Here is a 17,713-nt window from a genome sequence, read left to right as displayed (position 1 = left end):
GTCTCCACGCGAACTCTCGTCTTCCCGAGAAGCCCTCGTTCCCCCCGAGAAAGAGGAGTGACGACCGTGATTGTCCGTAGCAGGCACGCCCATCGCAAACCCAGATACCGGGCGGCGCTGCTCGCCGTCGGAGTCAGCGTGGCGGCGGCGCTGGTACCGGTCCAGAGCGCGGCGGCGGACGTCACCGCGGCGGCGGACGTCACTGCCGCGGCGGTCGACCCGTTCGCGGCGACGACCACCGTGCTGTACTCCAGCCCGAACGTCCCGTCCGGGTGCTACCGGATTCCGTCGATCGTCCGAGCGGCGGACGGTTCGTTGCTGGCCTTCGCCGAGCACCGGTTCCACACGTGTGCCGACAAGTCCAACATCGAGACGGTGGTCCGGCGGCTGCCCGCCGGTGCCACCCAATGGCTGCCGGTGCAGACGGTGGTACGGGGCGAACCGGGCGACCCGGTGGCGCCGGCAACCCGCGGCAACCCCGGCCCGGTGGTGTACCGGCGACTGCCCGGCGCGCCGGCCGCCGGCGCGCCGGACGGCCGGGTCGTGCTGCTGGGCACGCACAACCCGGTGGACCCGGCCACTCCCGGCAGCAACCACCGGACCGCGCCGCGCACCCCGTACGTGCTGCACAGCGACGACAACGGGGTGACCTGGGGTGCACCGCGCCCGCTGACCGAGCTGGACGACCCGTCCTGGGGCCACTACGCGACCGGACCGGTGCACGCCATCCAGCTCACCCGTGGCGCGCACGCCGGCCGGCTGGTCGCGGGCGTCAACTACGACGGCGGGGGGTTCGGCGCCATGCTCGTCTACAGCGACGACGCCGGCATCACCTGGCACCGGGGCGCCCGGGCGCACTACCCGGCCGACCGCCGGCTGATCCCGCAGGAACTCAGCCTGGTGGAGCTGGCCAACGGCGACGTCATGGTGTGGGCCCGGCAGAACTGGGTCGGTGGCACTCCCGAGGAGGAGGCCGACCCGAACGTCCGTCCACACCGGGCGGTCGCGACGAGCAAGGACGGCGGGGCGACCTACCACGGCGACTTCAGGCTGCTGCCCGGGTTCGAGGCGCCGAACATCCAGTCGTCGTCGCTGCGGCTGCGCGCCACCGACGAGGGTGACGCGTACAACCTGATCCTGACCATGGCGCCGTCGGTGAACGTGGAGCCGCGGATCCGCCCGACCGTCCGGTCGTCGTTCGACGAGGGGCTGAGCTGGCAGTCCGTCGACACCCCGCTCGACGCGACCGACGAGGGCCTCCAGGTCTACGGGACCAATGACCGCGACGCCACGGTGCAGGAGTGCGCCTGCTACGGCGGCTACTCCGACATGGTGGAGCTGCCGGGCGGGGACATCGGGCTGCTCTACGAGCGCGGCGCCACCGACTACCGCTCGGAGATCGCCTTCGTCCGGCTCGACGACCGCGACCTGCACACCCCGGCCACCACTTCGGACGTGCCGGGCCGGTCGGCGCTGGTGTTCGACGGCGTCACCACCACCGCCGGCCGGTACGGCCGGGCGTTCCGCTTCGACGGGGAGCGCGGCCGGGTGCAGTTGCCCTTCCGGACCGCACCGGTGCTGGGCACTGGTGACTTCACCGTGTCGACGTGGATCAGGTACGGCGAGACCGGCAGGGACCAGGCGCTGTTCTGGGCGTACGGCATCAACGGCGCACCCGAGGTGTGGCTGCGGGCCGAACCTGGCAACAACCGGATCCGTGGCACGGTGACCACCGGCACGGGTTCGGCGAGCGTCACCTCCGCCCGCGCGTACGCCGATGGTGCCTGGCACCACGTCGTGCTGCGTCGTCAGGCGGGCAATCTGGCGTTGTTCGTGGACGGTGTCCGGGTCGGCGCCGCCGCCGGTGCCGCCGGTGCGGTCCACGGCGACGATCCCACGCCCATCTACCTGGGGCAGCGGCTCGACGGGGCGAACCGGTTCCACGGCAGCATGGACGAGTTCCGCGTCTACGACCGCGCGCTGACCACGACCGAGGTGTTCCGGCTGCGCACCAGTAACACGGCCGCCATCCCGGGCCTCACCGCCCGCCTGCCGATGAACGCCCTCGTCCCGGCCGGCAAGTAGATCGGAGACTGGCAATGTCCCGTAAGCGTCGCTGCCGCCTCGTCGCTGTACCGCTCCTCGCGGCGGCGCTCGCCGGCCCCCCTGTCGCGATCGCACCGACTGCCGCGTCGGGCTCGCACGCCGCGCCGGCGTCGGCGGCGCCTGCCGGCTCCGCCCCCAGGCTGACCGCCGGGACATTCGCCGATCCCCCCTCGACAGTGCGTCCGAAGTATCGCTGGTGGATGCCGATGGCTTTCACGGAGGACGAGCAGCTTCGCGCGGAGCTCGCCGACATGAAGGCCGTCGGCGCCGGCGGCGCGGAGGTCGCCACGACCACCGCCGTCGGCCCGCGGGCCTTCGACCCCGAGTTCCTTGCGGAGTACGGCTGGGGCTCGCCACTCTGGGCCCGGAAGGTCCAGGGCATGCTGGAGACCGCCGGCCAGCTCGACCTGGCCCTGGACTTCACCATCAGTCCACGGTGGCCGGCGATCGTACCCACGGTGACCGACGTCAACGATCCGCGCGCGTCGCAACAGTTGGTGTTCTCGCACACCTTCGTCAAGGGCGGTACGAGATACGGCGGGGACCTGCCGACCAACTACCGCCCGCAACCCCCGGTCGGTGCCCGGCGCACCCCGGTCGCCGTGCTGCTCGCCCGATGCGCGGACCCGGCCTGCGACCGCCAGGGCAGCGGTCCGCGGATGCTCCACCGCGACAGTGTGCGGGACCTCACCGGCAGCGTCGGCGACGACGGAACGCTGAGCCTCGACGTGCCCGGCGACGCCGGCGACACCTATGTGCTGATCGGCTTCTTCCAGACCGGCGACGGCCAGCTTCGCAACAACTTCACCACGACCAAGCCGAACTACTTCCTCGACCACCTCAGCGCAGCGGGGGTCCGGGCGACAACCGAGTTCTACGACTCGTCGATCCTCACCCCGCCGGTGCGGGAGGCGCTCGACGCCGTTGGCAGCGTCGACCTCTTCGAGGACTCGCTCGAGCTCGGGGACTCGCAGAAGTGGACGTGGGACTTCGCCGACCAGTGGGAGCGGCGTCGCGGCTACTCGCCGATCCCGGTACTCCCGGCGCTCGCCGACGCCGGAGCCGGGGGCCTCACCACGGCACCGTTCTTCGACTTCACCGACGGCAGCGGCGCACGTATCCGGACCGACTACCGGCAGACCTGGAACGACCTGTACATCGCCTCCCGGCTCGTGCCGTTACGCCGATGGGCGAACGAGCGCGGCATGGCGCTGCGGAGCCAGCCGTACGGCGGGCCCGTCGACACGCCACAGGCCGCCACCCATGTCGACGTGCCCGAGGGCGAGTCGCTGGTCTTCTACGACAACATCGAGCCCTACCGGTTGGTGTCGGTCGGCGCGCACGTGAACGGCACCCCGGTGGTGTCCAGCGAGTGTTGCGCGGCGCGGGCCGACGTCTGGGCGTCGACCGCCGGCGGCTGGCGGGAGCCGGGCAACCTGCGCTCGGTGTACCGCGGGTACGCCGGTGGCGTGACGCAGTTGGTGTGGCACGGCTACCCGTACCTGACCAAGGGAGAGGGGACGTCCGACCAGGCGGTGTGGCCGGGCATGTCGTACGGGGGCAACACCTCGTTCGCCGAGGCGTGGGGTGCCAAGGGCGGCCCCAACTGGCCGGACTACCGGGCGATCAACGACCACCTCGCCCGGCTGCAACTGGTGCTTCGGCAGGGTAAGCCGACCTTCGACGTGGCCCTGTACCTACAGGACTTCGGCCTGCGATCACCGGCCACCACGCTCACCGGACCGGGTACCCTCCTGGAGAGCGACTCGCCGCTGGCCGAACGGGGCTACACCTACGAGTACCTCAGCCCGGCGCACCTGCGGATGCCTTCGGCGAAGGTGTCGGACGAGCGGCTGTTCCCGGAGTCCGGCGCGTACCAGGCGATCGTCCTCGCGGATCAGACGACGATGGCGGTGGACACCGCGCGCCGGTTGCTCGAACTGGCCCGGGACGGGCTGCCGGTCGTCTTCGTCGGCAAGCTGCCCTCGTCGACTCCGGGCCTCTCACACGCGGCACGGGATGCCGAGCTGCGTCGCCTGATCGCCCAGCTGGCCGCCCGGCGCGGCGTGCACCGGGTCGCCGACCTCGCCGCCGTGCCGGCCCTGCTCGCCCGGCTCGGGATAGCGCCGGCCGCCGCGCACGCCACGCCGTCCGCCGACGTGTTGAGTGTCCGCCGCTCCGACCCGACCACCGACTACTACTACCTGTTCAACCAGCGGTCGTGGGCGACCGAACAGCGACTGACGCTCACGGGTGAGGGGCGACCGTACAAACTGGACACCTGGACCGGCGAGATCACCCCGCTCGCCGACTACCGGCGGACACCGCACGGCGTGGTCGTCGACGTCGCCCTGGCGGCCTCCGATACCGCGGTCATCGCGCTGTCGACGCGCCACGACGAGACGTTCCGGTGGTCGGCCGCGGTGGGGCACGGTCCGACCGTCGCCCGCAACTCCGGGTTGGGCACCGTGCTTCTCGACGATTGGACTCTCCAGGTGGAGAGCTGGTCCCGGGGTGAGTCGGGGCTGCCCGGTGACACGGCCAAGACCACTCTTCCGGCCGTCGAACCGGTCGCCGGCGAGCGGGGAGCGTTGCCGCCGTGGTCGGCGATCACGCCGGCGAACGGATACGACGTCGACCTCGGCGACGTGTCCGGGGTCGGCACGTACACCTCGACGTTCAGCCTCGACGACTCGTGGGACGGGGTCCGCACGGCGTACCTGGACCTGGGAACCGCCGTCGACACCGTCACCGTGACACTGAACGGCACCCGCGTCCCGGCGCGCAGTCCGCAGGACCTCGGGCATATCGAGGTGGGTCGCCATCTGCGGGCCGGTGAAAACACCCTGACGGTGCGCGTCGCGTCGACCCTCGTCAACGCCGTCCGGGTCGCACCCGGCACCGGCGCGGCCGGCCGGGCACGCATGGACTACGGGTTGTTCGGGCCGGTACGCCTGACGCCGCGCGAGGCCCGGCAGCCGACCCTGGCGGTGGAGGCCCTGGAGCGGGAGCTGCCGCTGGCCGCCGGCGGCACCAACCAGGCGCGGGTCCGTGTCGCCAACAACTCCCCGAAACCGGTGTCGGTGTCACTCGACGTGACGACCGACGACGGCGTCGAGGCAGCGTTGGACCGGCCGGCGCTGCGGATTCCCGGACGGTCGTCGGCGACGGTGCTGGTACGGCTGAGCGGTCAGCGCGGGTCCGGCTCGTCGGTCCTCGTCATCGACGCGGAGGCGGCCAACGGGGCGAGCGGGCAGGCGCAGGTCACGCTTCGACACTCCGACAACCTGGCGCTCAACGCGACGGGCAGCCCGTATCCACGCGTTTTCGCGTCGAGCTACCAGTACCAGCATCCGCCTTCGTTCCTGACCGACGGGCTGGCGTCGACGTACTGGGTGTCCGGCGGTCACACGCCCGGACAGGCCCCGACGCCTGAGACCCCGGAGGTCATCGGCGTCGACCTCGGACTGGCCACGGTGGTGCGTGCGGTGGGGTTGAGCGGTCGGGAGAACTGGGCCCCGCGGTCGTACGACGTGCAGACGTCTCTGGACGGCGCGCGGTGGACGACCGTGCTGTCGGTCGCGGACGACGCCCGGAATGCGGCGACCCGCACGGCGGTCAGGCCGACAGCAGCGCGTTACGTGCGGCTGCGCATCACCGAGGGGTGGTACCCCACTTCGCCGGGCCACAACACCCAACTGGCCGAGTTCGCCGTCTACTCCGTCGGCGCGTGAGAACGGATACCTGCGATGCGTCCTGTCACTCGGCACTGCCGGCCACGATCCGTCCTCGCCGCGGTCACGGCCCTGACCGCTGTCGCCGCGGCCACGCTGGTCGCATCTCAAGGCGCACCGGCAACGGCGGCCGGCGACGACAGCCTGCGACTGGTGGCGCTGTCGGCCCGGCCCGAACTGGTGACGGCGGACGACGTGCTCGTCACCGCGACGGTGCCGCGGGACAAGCCGTTGGACAGGGTACGGCTCACGCTGAACGGCGCGGACATCACCGGTTCCTTCCGGGCCGACGCGAACGCACACGCTCTCACCGGCCTGGTCGATCGGCTCCGCCCAGGGCACAATCGCCTCGTCGCGACCGTCGGGCCACTGCGCGACCAACTCGTCATGACAAACCATCCGGCCACCGGACCGGTGATCAGTGGTCCGCAGGAATCACCGTACGCCTGCACCACGGCGCTGTTCCGGCTGGTCGACGGCGGCACGCTCGGTGATCCGCTCGACGCCGACTGCTCGGCGGCCACTCGGGTCGACTACGCGTACCGATCGACCGCCGGCCGGACAAGGCCACTGCCGGATCCGACGGTCCGACCCGACGACCTCGCCTGGACGACGACCGTCGTCGGCGAGACGGTCCCGTTCCTCATCCGGATCGAGACCGGCACGCTCAACCGGTCGATCTACCAGATCTCCATGCTGCACGACCCGGCAACGGAACAACCCACGTTCTACCGGCACAGTCCCGGCTGGAACGACCGGCTCATCTACACATTCGGCGGCGGCTGCCGGCGCGGCTGGTACACCCAGGGCACCGCAACCGGCGGTGTCCTGGACCCGCAGATGCTCGGTCGCGGCTACGCGGTCGCGTCGGCCTCGCTGAACGTCTTCGGCAACAACTGCAACGACCTGCTCGCGGCCGAGACGATGATGATGGTCAAGGAACGGTTCGTCGAGCACTACGGCGATCCGCTGTTCACCATCGGCTGGGGTTCTTCGGGAGGCTCCTACCAGGCTCACCAGATCGCGGACAACTACCCAGGCCTGCTGGACGGCATCGTGGTCGGGCGGACGTTTCCCGACGTCGCGTCCGCGACGAACATCACGCTGTTCGACGCCCGGCTGCTTGAGCACTATTTCACCGAGGTCGCGCCGGGCGCGTTCAGCCGGGAGGAGCAGCGCCAGGTCGCCGGCTTCCTGCGGTGGGAGAGCATTCGCAACCTCAGCGACGGGGCGAAACGGCTCGACCCGGTCGCCGAGTTCCCCGCCGAGTTGCCGGCGGAGCTGCGCTACCACCCGCAGGCCAACCCCGGCGGGGCGCGCGCGGACGTGTACGACCACACCGCCAACGTCTACGGACGTGATCCGGCCACCGGATTCGCCCGGCGGCCGCTGGACAACGTGGGCGTGCAGTACGGGCTGGCCGCGCTGAACTCGGGCGCGATCACCACCGCGCAGTTCCTCGACCTCAACGAGGGCATCGGGGGCCTGGACCTCGACGCCAAGCCGGTGCGGCGGCGCAGCACGGCGGACCCGATCGCGAGGAACGCCGCCTACCGCACCGGGCGTATCCTCTTCGGCGGGGCGGGCCTCGCCGGCACACCGATCATCGACTACCGGTCGTACTCCGAAGACGCCACGAACGGCGACATCCACATGATGACGCACGGCTACGCCACCAGGGCGCGACTGGAGGCGGCGAACGGCGACGCGGACAACCAGGTCTTCCTCGTGGAGGACAGCCGTTTCGGCGGGTTCAGCCTGACCAGTCCAACCCTGCGGTACGCCCTGACGAGCATGGAGGAGTGGCTGACCGCACTCGTGGGCGACGACGCGCGGCTACCGGCGCACCAGAAGGTGGTGCGGAACAAGCCGGCTGATCTCACCGACACCTGCTGGAGCCGTGACGACACGCCTCGCAAGATCGTTCAACGGCTCACCGCGGACAATGCCGGGGAGTGCGGGCAGGTTTACCCCGCCTACTCCACCCCACGGCTGGTGGCCGGCGCTCCGCTGACCGACGACGTCGTGACCTGCCACCGCAAGGCCATCGAGTGGAGCGACTATGGGGTCGCCTTCAACCCGGCCGAGCGCCGTCGACTGTTGCAGATCTTCCCGTCCGGCGTGTGTGACTGGGCGAAGCCCGGAGTCGGGCAGTGGCCGTTGCGCGATACCTGGCTGTCGTTCGACTGAGCTGGGGTGCGCTCCGGGCCCCGCACACGTGTGTTCGTCCACCGGTACAGCGCCGCCGCCGACGATCTACAGGACGCCGTGCTTATTCGACGGGGATCCGGAAGGCGAGCAGACCCATACCGCGGGCGTCGATGACCCGGGGGCCGGCGCGCCGGTGGGCGAGGTACGCCACCGTCGCGCCGGCGGGTACCGGCCGGTCGAGCGTCAGCACCAGGCCACGGCCGCGTTGCCAGCGCACGGATTCCACCACTGCGCCCGGCACCTGGAAGTCCGCGGCGGCGCCATCCTCGACGGTCAGCCGGACGGCGGGGGAGCGGAGCTTCACCACCAACTGGTTGGGGCGGTCGTCGACCCGGTGAGCCGCTCTGGGGTTCGGCGGCGCCACCTTCGGGGCACCCGGACGGTACAGGTCGTCGAGGAGCATTGCCGCATTGTGGTCACCGAGGGTGCGGTAGCCGTCGAGGTAGTCGAAGTGACAGCCGTCGTGGCCGTTGAGGCCGGTCGTCGACAACACCCGCAGGTTGTCGATGGTGTCCGGCAGCCGCCGTTGCGCGTCTCGCAGCGCCACCGGGACCGCCTGGTCGCATGGGGAGTTACGGACCTGGTGGACGTAGACCGGCAGCCCGGCGCCGTAGTCCTGGCGCCAGTCCGCGACCAGCTCGGTGAACCCGGCGACGTGAACCTCGGCGTTGTCGCGGTCGGCCTCACCCTGATACCACAGCATGACGTCGATGGCACTCGGCCCGGTCAGGCCGGCCCGGGTGAGGCGTTGCAGCAGCATCCCGTAGCTGGTCGCACCATCGGTGGGCGCGCTGTCGTTGCGGGCGAAGTAGCTGATCGGTTGGCCACCACGAGCACCGTTGACGATGGCGATCGGGACGCCGAGCTCGGCCGACATCAGCCGTCCCATCCTGACCGCCCACTGGCCGATCGCCGCGACCCGCTGGATGTTGTCGCCCATGGCGTAGGTCCAGCCGCCGATGGCGGCCGCCAGCCGTGGGTTGTTGTTGTTGGAGGTGCCGAAGGTACGGACCCAGCGGGACCGGTCCGCTTCCGACGACGTCGAGTTCGGCTGCTGGCCGGCCTGCGCATTCGACTGTCCCTGTACCACGATGACGTCACCGGCGACGACGTCGACCGCGCGGCCGATGCGGTGCCTACCGCCGTCGGAGGTACGCGCGACAAGTTCCAGATCGGTCGACGTCCGCGCCACCGGCAGCGATACGGTGAACGAGAACCGTGGCGCCGCCGGTGACACGGTGGCTCGGCGGGTCGTCTGGTGGCCGTCGCGGGTGGTTCGCAGCTCGACCGCGGTGACGTACGGGTCGAGCGCTACCCCGGTGACCGGCACCGACACCTCGGTGGCGGATCGGCCCGGGCGGGGGACCACCTGCCGCGAGATCGGGGCGGCGTCCACCCGGGCCAGCGAGGGCCGGGCGTAGAAGGTGAGCCGCCGAGCGGTGTAGTCGACAGCGTTCTGGGCGAACGTCCAGTCGGGGTTTCCGACCGTGTCGGCGCCGATGCCGACGTCCATCGTCTGCGGGCCGGCGGTGGTGAAGGCGTTGACGGCCAGCACCGGAGTCGCGGTGGCAGCGCCCGCGGCCCGCGGGCCACGGGCGTCGTCGGCGTCGGCGAACACGTGCACCTGGAACGAGCCGTACCCGTTCGCCCACAGGACCGCGTCGTCGGCATCGTGAACGGTTTCGGACGCTCCCGGTACCTGCCGGGAGCCCGTCGCGTCGTACTGGTTGGGCCACATCTCGACCCAGCCGGAACCGCCGTCGACCTCCGGCACGCCGGGCACGTTGGAGGCGACCGTCAGGTCGTCGACGAACTGGTGCCGTGACTGCTCCATCCGGGTCGGCAGGCCGACGTCATCGGGGTTGCCGCTCAGCGCCTCCATCGACGTCCACACCCAGGTCGTACCCGCCTCGGTGCTGAGCTCCAGGCAGTAGCCGATCCGGTCGAAACCGCCGGCGACGGTTGCGGTCTCATCGAATGTGTACGGCGGCGTGGTGTCCCGCCAGTTCGCGGCGGTGGGCAGGTCGAGCCCTCGCACCGGCCGGTAGCCCGTGGCCTCGGCATCGCAGGACGTGGACCAGCCGTCGCTGGCTGTTGGTTCAGCGGAGGCGACGCCGATGGCGGAAACGGTTGCCGTGCCGAACGCCAGGGCAGCGCATCCGCTGGCTAGCAGGCGGGTGTCGAGCCGACGTCGCGGCATGGGCCCTCCTCCATGGGATTCGATCCCGGGTGGCTGCACCGCCCCGCGCCCCGGGCGGAGCGGCCGGCCCGCCGGCGGCTCCGGTCGATGACGCCACGCTATCCGCGTAACCAGGAAGAAACAGATGAGTGCCGGCGCTGTGCGGCGAATGGTGATCTGCAAGCGATGATCGGTCCACGGTTCCGCGCTGGACGGCTCGGCTCGGAAAGTCCATCCGGCACGGCGTGGCCGCGACCCCGGACAGCCGGTCCCAGATGCTCACCCCGGTCACCTTACGGAGGCTCGTCCAACCACTCGCAGAGTGATCCCGAGCGCCATGGCAACCAGCCAGGTGACGGCGTTCACGACGGTCACCACGGTGAGGCCCGCCGCGTCCGGAAGCGCGCTCAGCCAGGTACCCACCACCACCGCGAGCCCGCCCGCCGCGACGGCTGCGGCACGCGGTCCCGGCAACGTGCGGAGCCCGGACCCGACGAGTACCGCCAGGGCCAGTGCGGTGGCCGGTCCCGGCTCCTGCGGCAGGTCCGCGACCCGGGCCACCACGACGGCCACCGCCGCGACCGCGAGCCCGCCCGCCACCGGCCAGGTCCGCTGCGGCCCGCGCAGCAGCGCGAGTGCCCCTACCGCCATCCCGGCCACGCAGTCGAACAGCCAGTACAGCCCGCCCCAACTGTCCGCGATCAGGTGCGCCGTTAGCCCGAGCCCGGCGACGAAGACCAGCCCCAGCATGGCGTTCGTTGCCGTTCGGTGTGTCGTGTCCATGCCGAGAACGCTAGGAAGTCACCGGCCCACCCGAACCGGCCGAAAGTAGGGTCGGCCGGGTACCGAACCCTTCTTCGGACCGATGCCCGGCCCGGCCCGCCGTTCCCAGGATGGGCCCATGGAAACTCCACTCGTGCTGCGCGCCGACCGGCTGACCAAACGGTACGGCCGCCGCACCGCACTGACCAACTGCGACCTGAGAATCCCGCGCGGGCATATCGTCGGGCTGGTCGGCCCGAACGGCGCCGGCAAGTCAACGCTCCTGCAACTGGCCTGCGGCCTGATCCGGCCGACCTCGGGTACGTTGTCCGTCCTCGGGTCCCGGCCGGCAGCCAACGCGGCGCACCTGGCCCGGGTCGGGTTCGTTGCCCAGGACACCCCGGTGTACGCCTCATTCAGCGTCGCCGACCACCTGAAGATGGGTGCCTGGCTGAACCCGTCCTGGGACCCGGCGCTTGCCAGGCGACGGATCACCCAGGTCGGCCTGGACCCCGCGCAGAAGGCAGGCCGGCTCTCCGGCGGCCAGCGCGCGCAGCTCGCGATGACCATCGCCGCGGCGAAGCGACCCGAGGTGCTCATCTTCGACGAGCCCGCCGCCGCGTTGGATCCCTTGGCCCGTAAGGACTTCATGCGCAGCCTCGTGGAGTTCGTCGGTGAGTTGGGGGCCAGTGCCGTACTCTCGTCGCACCTGTTGAGCGATGTCGAGCAGGTCTGTGACTACCTCGTCGTGCTCTGCGACTCCCGCGTTCAGGTCGCCGGCCCGGTACGGAACCTGCTCGCCTCGCACCACAGGATCACCGGCGATTTGGCCACGACGCCCACCGGGGTCGAGGTCATCTGGGCGGAGCACGGCCACGCCCTGGTCCGAGACGACACAGCGGTACGGCACAGCGCGGCGGCGCGGGACGCCGAGCCGATTACGCTGGAGGAACTGGTCCTCGCCTACATGTCGCGGGCCGCCGCAACGGTTGCCGCGCCCCGCGGTGCTGCGGCGGTGGCGCGATGATCCGGATGAGCCTGCGGCAGTTCCGCATCCAGGCGCTCGCCGGAGCGATCCTGTTGGTCCTGGCCGCCACCTACCTGCTCAAACTCGGCGCGGACATCCGTGCCGCGCGCGAACCATCCCAGCTCCCGAGCCAGTACGGGCAGACGATGCTGTTCCTCGCCGCCGGTTTCGGCCTGGTACCCGCGCTCATCGGAGCGTTCTGGGGTGCGCCGCTCATCGCCCGGGAACTAGAGAGCGGCACCCATCGACTGGTGTGGAACCAGAGTGTGTCCCGCCGCCGCTGGCTCGCCGTCAAGCTGGCGGTGCTCGCCCTTGCCAGCACCGCCGTCGCCGGTACGCTCAGCGCGCTGTTGACCTGGGCGGCGGCCCCGGTCGACCAGGTGGCGGGCGACCGGTTCAGCGCACTCCTGTTCGGCGCACGCGTCGTCGCGCCCATCGGGTACGCCGCCTTCGGCTTCACCTTCGGGGCCGTCACCGGGCTGCTGGTCCGCCGCACCCTACCGGCGATGGCGATGGTGTTCCTGGCCGTGATCGCGGTGCAGTTCGCCGTACCGAATCTGCTGCGACCGCACTACCTGCCCGCCGAGCGTGCCACCGTCTCGATGAGTGCCGACGCCATCAACCAGGCCCGGTCGCTGGGCAGCATTACCGGCAAGCCGGTCGTCGGAGGACTGCAGATACCGGACGCCTGGGTCACGGATACCAGTGCGCTATTGACGCCTGAGGGCCGGCAACTGTCCGACGCCGCCTTCAACGAATGTTTGGACAACGCCCCGAAGACCGGCGCCAGCGGCAGATTCGGTGACACAGCGGTGTGTCTCGGCAAACTCAACCTCCACGTAGAGCTTACCTATCAGCCCAACCGGCGCTTCTGGCCGTTCCAATGGATCGAACTGGCGCTGTATCTCGGGCTCAGCACGCTGCTCGCAGTGGTCGGCCTGTGGCGCGTTCAGCGCCGGGTCAGCTAGGGCGGTGTCCACCAATCATCCTTTTTCAACCTCCCCGGGAGGCCGGAACATCGACCGCCGGAGAACTACCTGGATCGAGGGTCGCCCCAGGTGCGAGGTTGTCGCACCGGGGCGCGCCTCAGCCCACCGCCTGCTTCACGAGCGCACCGATCCGCGCCTCCACCTCGGCGGTCACCTCGGTCAGGGCGAAAGCGGCCGGCCACATTTCGCCCTCGTCCAGCTTTGCCTGGTCACTGAATCCCAACGTCGCGTAGCGAGTCTTGAACTTCGCCGCGGGCTGGAAGTGGCAGACGATTTTGCCGTCAAGTGCGTAGGCGGGCATCCCGTACCAGAGCGTCGGGGCGAGGGCCGGGGCGCTGGCTGTGATGATGGCATGTACGCGCTCGGCCATGATCTGGTCCGAATCCTGCAACTCGGCGATTTTCGCGAGCAGGTCCTGCCCTGCCTCCGCCGCCTTGTCCGCACGCGGGCCACGGCGCGCCGCCTTCTTCTGCTCTTGAGCGTGCTCCTTCATCGCCGCACGTTCCTCGGCGGTGAAACCCTTGCAATTGCTGTTTTCGGTGCTCATGACTTCTCCTTCTCTGTGTCTTGACACCCGTATTCGTCCGGATCGGCTTTACCGCCCGCTGTCCGAGTCGAGGCCACCGCCCCGTACGGTCAGATCGGCAGGGCTGGCCTCGCCGTACTGCCCGATCGGGGCTGAGGCGGCCTCCCATTCGAAACCGTCCGGGTCGGTGAAGGTTCCGGCACTGCTGCCGATGACGAGCCGGTGTGATCCGGTGCCGTCGGGAGAGACGCCTGCGTCCTTGGCAGCGGCACGGCGGCCGTAGAGCGCCAGCTTGATGTTCGTGGTGGCGAACTCGACGTACTTGCGGCCAAAGCTCTTGGCCACGGGCAGGCCGCGCTCGACGTAGAACCGTTTGGTCGCGGCAACGTCGGCCACTCCCAGCAGAAGCACGATCTCGTCGATGTGCCGGCTGGCCGGCCCGGTGTCCTTCTTCGATGACGTCGCGATCTTCCAAATCGTGCCGTACGGATCCCGTAGCGCCCCGCCGTAGCCCCAGAACCCCTTCGCGGCCGGCTTCAGTGTTGTCGCTCCGCCGTCGAGGGCGGTGCCGAAGAAGCTGTCCACAGTGCCCGGCTGGGACACCACGAGCGACATGGCGAACCCGCGAAAGCCGGTCGTGGGCGCCGGTGCGGGGCGTACGCGCACTCGGGCGCCCAAATCGAAGGCCGCGGTGTAGAACGCATCGGCGGCTGTGGGATCGGGCACTTCGAGCGTGACACATTCGATGCGGGACATGGCAGGTCCCTTCCATGAGGTCGGATTGTGGCTATCGGGCCACGGAGGTGACAGGGGTCGTTCGTTGCCGGCGAGATCCCGCCGGGCTGCTCTCGATGACGGCCGGCGTGGAAGCGGCCGCTCACCGGTCCTGGATCAGCCCCAGGACGTTGCCGTCGGGGTCGGTGACGGTCGCCACCAGACGTCCGCCACCGACGTCGTGCGCGGGCTCGGTCACGGTGGCGCCAGCGGCGCTCAGCTCGGCCAGTTTCGCCTCGATGTCCGGAACGTGCCAGTAGGCCACCAGCGAGGTCATCCCCTGTGGTCCACCGCCCGGCACCAGCCCGATGTGCTGACCCCCGGCGTCGAAGCCGACGTAGTAGGACGAATCGTTCGCGGGCGGCACGCCCAGCAGGGCCGCGTACACCGCCTTGGCCCTCGCCAGATCCGACACTGGATGCAGCACGGTCTTGATTCCCTGGGTGGAAGAGCCAGCCATGGTTACTCCTTCAGGTCGCGGGCCGCCGTCGGCCCGGTCGGTACGTGTGCACAGCATGTCCGCCGGCACGTCCGGCCCGGATCCGTGCTGATCACGGAGCGACCACGGAACCGGACCACGGAGGGGCCTACGACAGAATGGGGCAATGGTTGACATCTCCCCTCGGGAAGCCGAGGTGCTCGCGCTGGTTGGAGAACATCTCAGCAACGCCGAAATCGGGGCCCGGCTGTTCATCTCGGTGCGTACCGTGGAGACTCACGTCTCTTCGCTGCTGCGCAAGCTGGCGGTCCCGGATCGGCGTGCGCTTGCCCAGCGTGCGCCTGAACTGGCCGGTACCGGCCGGGCTCACCCGGCGCCGGTTCTGCCGGCCCCGCTGACCTCGTTCATCGGCCGGGTGGGCGAGCGGACCGAGCTGACCGAGATGATCAAGGCACACCGGCAGGTGACCGCGGTCGGCCCCGGCGGAGTGGGCAAGACCCGGCTCGCGCTGGCGGTGGCCGCGGAAGCCGCAGGCGGGTACTCCGACGGGGTGTGGTTCGTCGACCTGGTCCCGACCACCGACCCGGGCATGATTGCGACCGCGGTCGCCGGGGCGCTCGGCCTCGGCGAGCAGCCCGGCCGAGACATGACGGAGTCTGTGGTCGCTGCGCTGGCCGACCATCACGCGTTGCTGGTGCTGGACAACTGCGAGCACGTGGTGGACGGAGTGGCGCTGTTTCTCGAGCGGCTGTTGGCAGCCTGCCCTGGAGTGACGGTGCTGGCGACCAGCCGGGCGCGGCTGATGGTGCCGTTCGAGCGGGTGTATCCGGTGCCGCCGCTGTCGCTGGCTGTCGACGGCGGGTCCGACGCGGTCGCGTTGTTCATGGAGCGGGCGGCGGCGGTGGGTCGGCCGCTGGATCCCGCGCTGCGCGACCAGATCGCCTCGATCTGCGAGCGGCTCGATGGCATGGCGCTGGCGATCGAGCTGGCCGCCGCCCGGTGTCCCACGCTCGGGCTGGATGGCATCGCCGCCGCCCTGTCCCATCCGCTCCGGATGCTCACCGGTGGCTCCCGTGCCGATGACCGGCACCGTTCGGTGCGTGCGGCGCTGGACTGGAGTCACGCCCTGCTGGAGCCGGCCGACCGGGCACTGCTGCACCGGGTGTCGGTCTTTGTGGCGCCGTTCACCGCTTCGGCGGCGGCGGAGGTCGCCGGCTCCGAGGAAGGCCTTGTCGCCGACGGACTGGCCCGGCTCGCCGAACAGAGCCTGCTGGTGGTGACGGCCTCCCCAGGCGGTACCGAGTACCGGGCGCTGGAGACCATCCGCCAGTACGGGACGGAGCGGATCGCCGAGGCTGGCGAGCTGGTCGACGCCCGATCCCGGCACCTTCGCTGGTGCCTGGCCGAGGCTACCGGGCTGGCGGAGGCAGGAGCGGACTGGCGAGCCCGATTCGACGCGGTGGCCGACGACCTCCGCGCGGCCCTGGCGTGGGCGGCCGACCGGCCGGAGCAGCGCGCGGACGCCTATCGTCTCGCCCGGTGCCTGGCGGAGCTGACCTTCACCCGTCACCTGATCGGCGAGTCCCAGCGGCGCTATGAGCAGGCGGCCGCGCTCGCGGACGACCCGGCCGCCACCGCGTCGATGCTCCGGCAGGCCGCGGCTGTGGCCGGATGCCGGATGCGCGGTGATGAGATGTACGGCTTCCACCGCGCGGCCGCGGAGGCAGCCCACCGGTCCGGGGACACCGCCGGCGCCGCCGCTGACCTGGCGACGGCCGCCACCAACGCCTACCGGTTCTCGACCAAATTCGCACGGATCCCGCCACAGGAGGAGGCGATCGCGCTCCTCACCGAGGCGCGGGAGTTGGCCGGCGATGACCGGGTCGCCCAGGCTGCGGTGGCGCTGGCCGAGGCAGGAGTGCTCACCGACGCGTTCGGCGCCGCCCAGGGCCCACCCGACAACGCGGTACCGGAGACGATCGCGCGCGCCGAACGGGCGGTCGAACTCGCGCACCGTACGGGCGACCCGCTCGCCGAGTCCGCCGCTCTCGATGCGCTCACCGGCGCCCAGAGCTGGGCCGGTGACACGTTCGCCGTCGCGGCCACGGCCCAGCGCCGGATCGCGCTGCTCTCGTCCGCGCCGGATACCCCGGCCAGCACCCACGAGCTGATCGACGCACTCGGCATGGCCACCGAGGCCAACCTCGGTGCGGGGGACCTGCCGGGCGCCCGCCGGTGGGCGCGGCAACTCGCGGATCACCCGTTGCTGGCAGAGGTCGGCCATCGTGCCACGAGCTGGCTGCTGGTGGCCGACGCGTTGGCGGGCAACGTCGACGAGGTACTCGCCGGCAGTGTCCGGTTCCTCGAAGCGTGGCAGCGGGCCGGCAGCCCCGCCAGGCCGGTCCTCAGTCCGGCGGCGGCCGGCGTTGCGATGATCCACGGTCTGCGCGACGACCGGGAGGCCCGCCGCGTTTGGCGTGCTGTCCTGAATCAGCTCGGCACCCCACCGGAGCATGTCTACGGGTACGGGGCGGTCTTCGACGCGATGCTCCTGCTGCACCACGGGCAGGCACCAGAGGCGCTGGAGCGGATGGTGCCCGAGCCCGGCGAGGTGTGGAAGTGGGTCACCTGGATCTGGCTCCACTGGTACGTGGCGCTGCGCGCCGAGGCCGCCGTACTCGCCGGGAGCCCCGACGCCCGCGACCGCCTGGCCGAGGCCCGGACCATCGTGGCCGGCAACCCGGTGGCCGATGCCTTGGTGGGACGAGCCGAAGCCCTGCTCGACGGCGACCAGGAGGCGCTGCTCGCCGCGGCAGCTGCATTCGACGCCGTCGGCTGCCGCTACCAGTCCGCACGGACCCTGGTGCTCGCCGGTGGTGCCCATGCCGAGCGCGGCGCGGCCGCGCTCGGCGACCTTGGACTCGTCCCAATGGGCCCCGGCCGGCCCCGGACCACCACACCCTGAT

11 protein-coding genes are annotated in these 17,713 nt (G+C 70.9%); 6 read left to right on the top strand and 5 right to left on the bottom strand.

What is annotated here, in order from left to right:
- Positions 1–66: 66 nt before the first annotated feature.
- Genes R6Y94_RS34125 through R6Y94_RS34115 form a run of 3 tightly spaced genes read left to right on the top strand, consistent with a single transcriptional unit; the run spans position 67 to position 8,030 of the window.
- On the top strand, positions 67–2,085 hold the full coding sequence (locus tag R6Y94_RS34125; protein WP_318400399.1) for a sialidase family protein: 2,019 nt from the start codon (positions 67–69) through the stop codon (positions 2,083–2,085).
- 14 nt (positions 2,086–2,099) lie between these two features.
- A complete protein-coding gene (locus tag R6Y94_RS34120; protein WP_412102950.1) occupies positions 2,100–5,840 on the top strand; it encodes a glycosyl hydrolase in 3,741 nt (1,246 codons plus the stop codon).
- A gap of 15 nt (positions 5,841–5,855) precedes the next feature.
- On the top strand, positions 5,856–8,030 hold the full coding sequence (locus R6Y94_RS34115) for a DUF6351 family protein (protein ID WP_318400396.1): 2,175 nt from the start codon (positions 5,856–5,858) through the stop codon (positions 8,028–8,030).
- An 82-nt stretch (positions 8,031–8,112) separates the two neighbouring features.
- On the opposite strand, the gene R6Y94_RS34110 is transcribed toward R6Y94_RS34115, so the two are convergent.
- Positions 8,113–10,251 (bottom strand): sialate O-acetylesterase, encoded by a 2,139-nt coding sequence (locus R6Y94_RS34110; RefSeq protein ID WP_318400395.1) that lies wholly within the window; start codon positions 10,249–10,251, stop codon positions 8,113–8,115.
- Positions 10,252–10,518: 267 nt separating this feature from the next.
- Positions 10,519–11,013 carry a hypothetical protein gene (locus tag R6Y94_RS34105; RefSeq protein WP_318400393.1) on the bottom strand — a complete coding sequence of 165 codons (495 nt, stop codon included), beginning with the start codon at positions 11,011–11,013 and terminating at the stop codon, positions 10,519–10,521.
- Positions 11,014–11,131: 118 nt separating this feature from the next.
- Between R6Y94_RS34105 and R6Y94_RS34100 the strand changes: the two genes are divergently transcribed.
- Together R6Y94_RS34100 and R6Y94_RS34095 are read left to right on the top strand one after the other, a co-directional pair.
- Positions 11,132–12,019, top strand: a complete 888-nt coding sequence (locus R6Y94_RS34100; RefSeq protein WP_318400391.1) for an ABC transporter ATP-binding protein — start codon at positions 11,132–11,134, stop codon at positions 12,017–12,019.
- 5 nt (positions 12,020–12,024) lie between these two features.
- On the top strand, positions 12,025–12,987 hold the full coding sequence (locus R6Y94_RS34095; RefSeq protein ID WP_318400390.1) for an ABC transporter permease subunit: 963 nt from the start codon (positions 12,025–12,027) through the stop codon (positions 12,985–12,987).
- A 118-nt stretch (positions 12,988–13,105) separates the two neighbouring features.
- Here the strand turns inward: R6Y94_RS34095 and R6Y94_RS34090 are convergent, their stop codons facing one another.
- The 3 genes from R6Y94_RS34090 to R6Y94_RS34080 form a co-directional block, all read right to left on the bottom strand.
- Positions 13,106–13,555: a DUF1801 domain-containing protein gene (locus R6Y94_RS34090; protein ID WP_318400388.1), complete on the bottom strand. Its 450-nt coding sequence runs from the start codon at positions 13,553–13,555 to the stop codon at positions 13,106–13,108.
- 48 nt (positions 13,556–13,603) lie between these two features.
- A complete protein-coding gene (locus tag R6Y94_RS34085) occupies positions 13,604–14,290 on the bottom strand; it encodes a glyoxalase (protein ID WP_318400387.1) in 687 nt (228 codons plus the stop codon).
- A 121-nt stretch (positions 14,291–14,411) separates the two neighbouring features.
- On the bottom strand, positions 14,412–14,768 hold the full coding sequence (locus R6Y94_RS34080) for a VOC family protein (RefSeq protein ID WP_318400385.1): 357 nt from the start codon (positions 14,766–14,768) through the stop codon (positions 14,412–14,414).
- Between the two features lie 145 nt (positions 14,769–14,913).
- On the opposite strand from R6Y94_RS34080, the gene R6Y94_RS34075 reads away from it, so the two are divergent.
- Positions 14,914–17,712, top strand: a complete 2,799-nt coding sequence (locus R6Y94_RS34075) for an ATP-binding protein (RefSeq protein WP_318400383.1) — start codon at positions 14,914–14,916, stop codon at positions 17,710–17,712.
- Position 17,713 lies beyond the last annotated feature (1 nt).

The organism is Plantactinospora sp. KLBMP9567 (genome assembly GCF_033446045.1).
Classification (GTDB): domain Bacteria; phylum Actinomycetota; class Actinomycetes; order Mycobacteriales; family Micromonosporaceae; genus Plantactinospora.
Note: the sequence above shows the minus strand (reverse complement) of the source record. Positions and strands in the feature narration are given on the sequence as shown.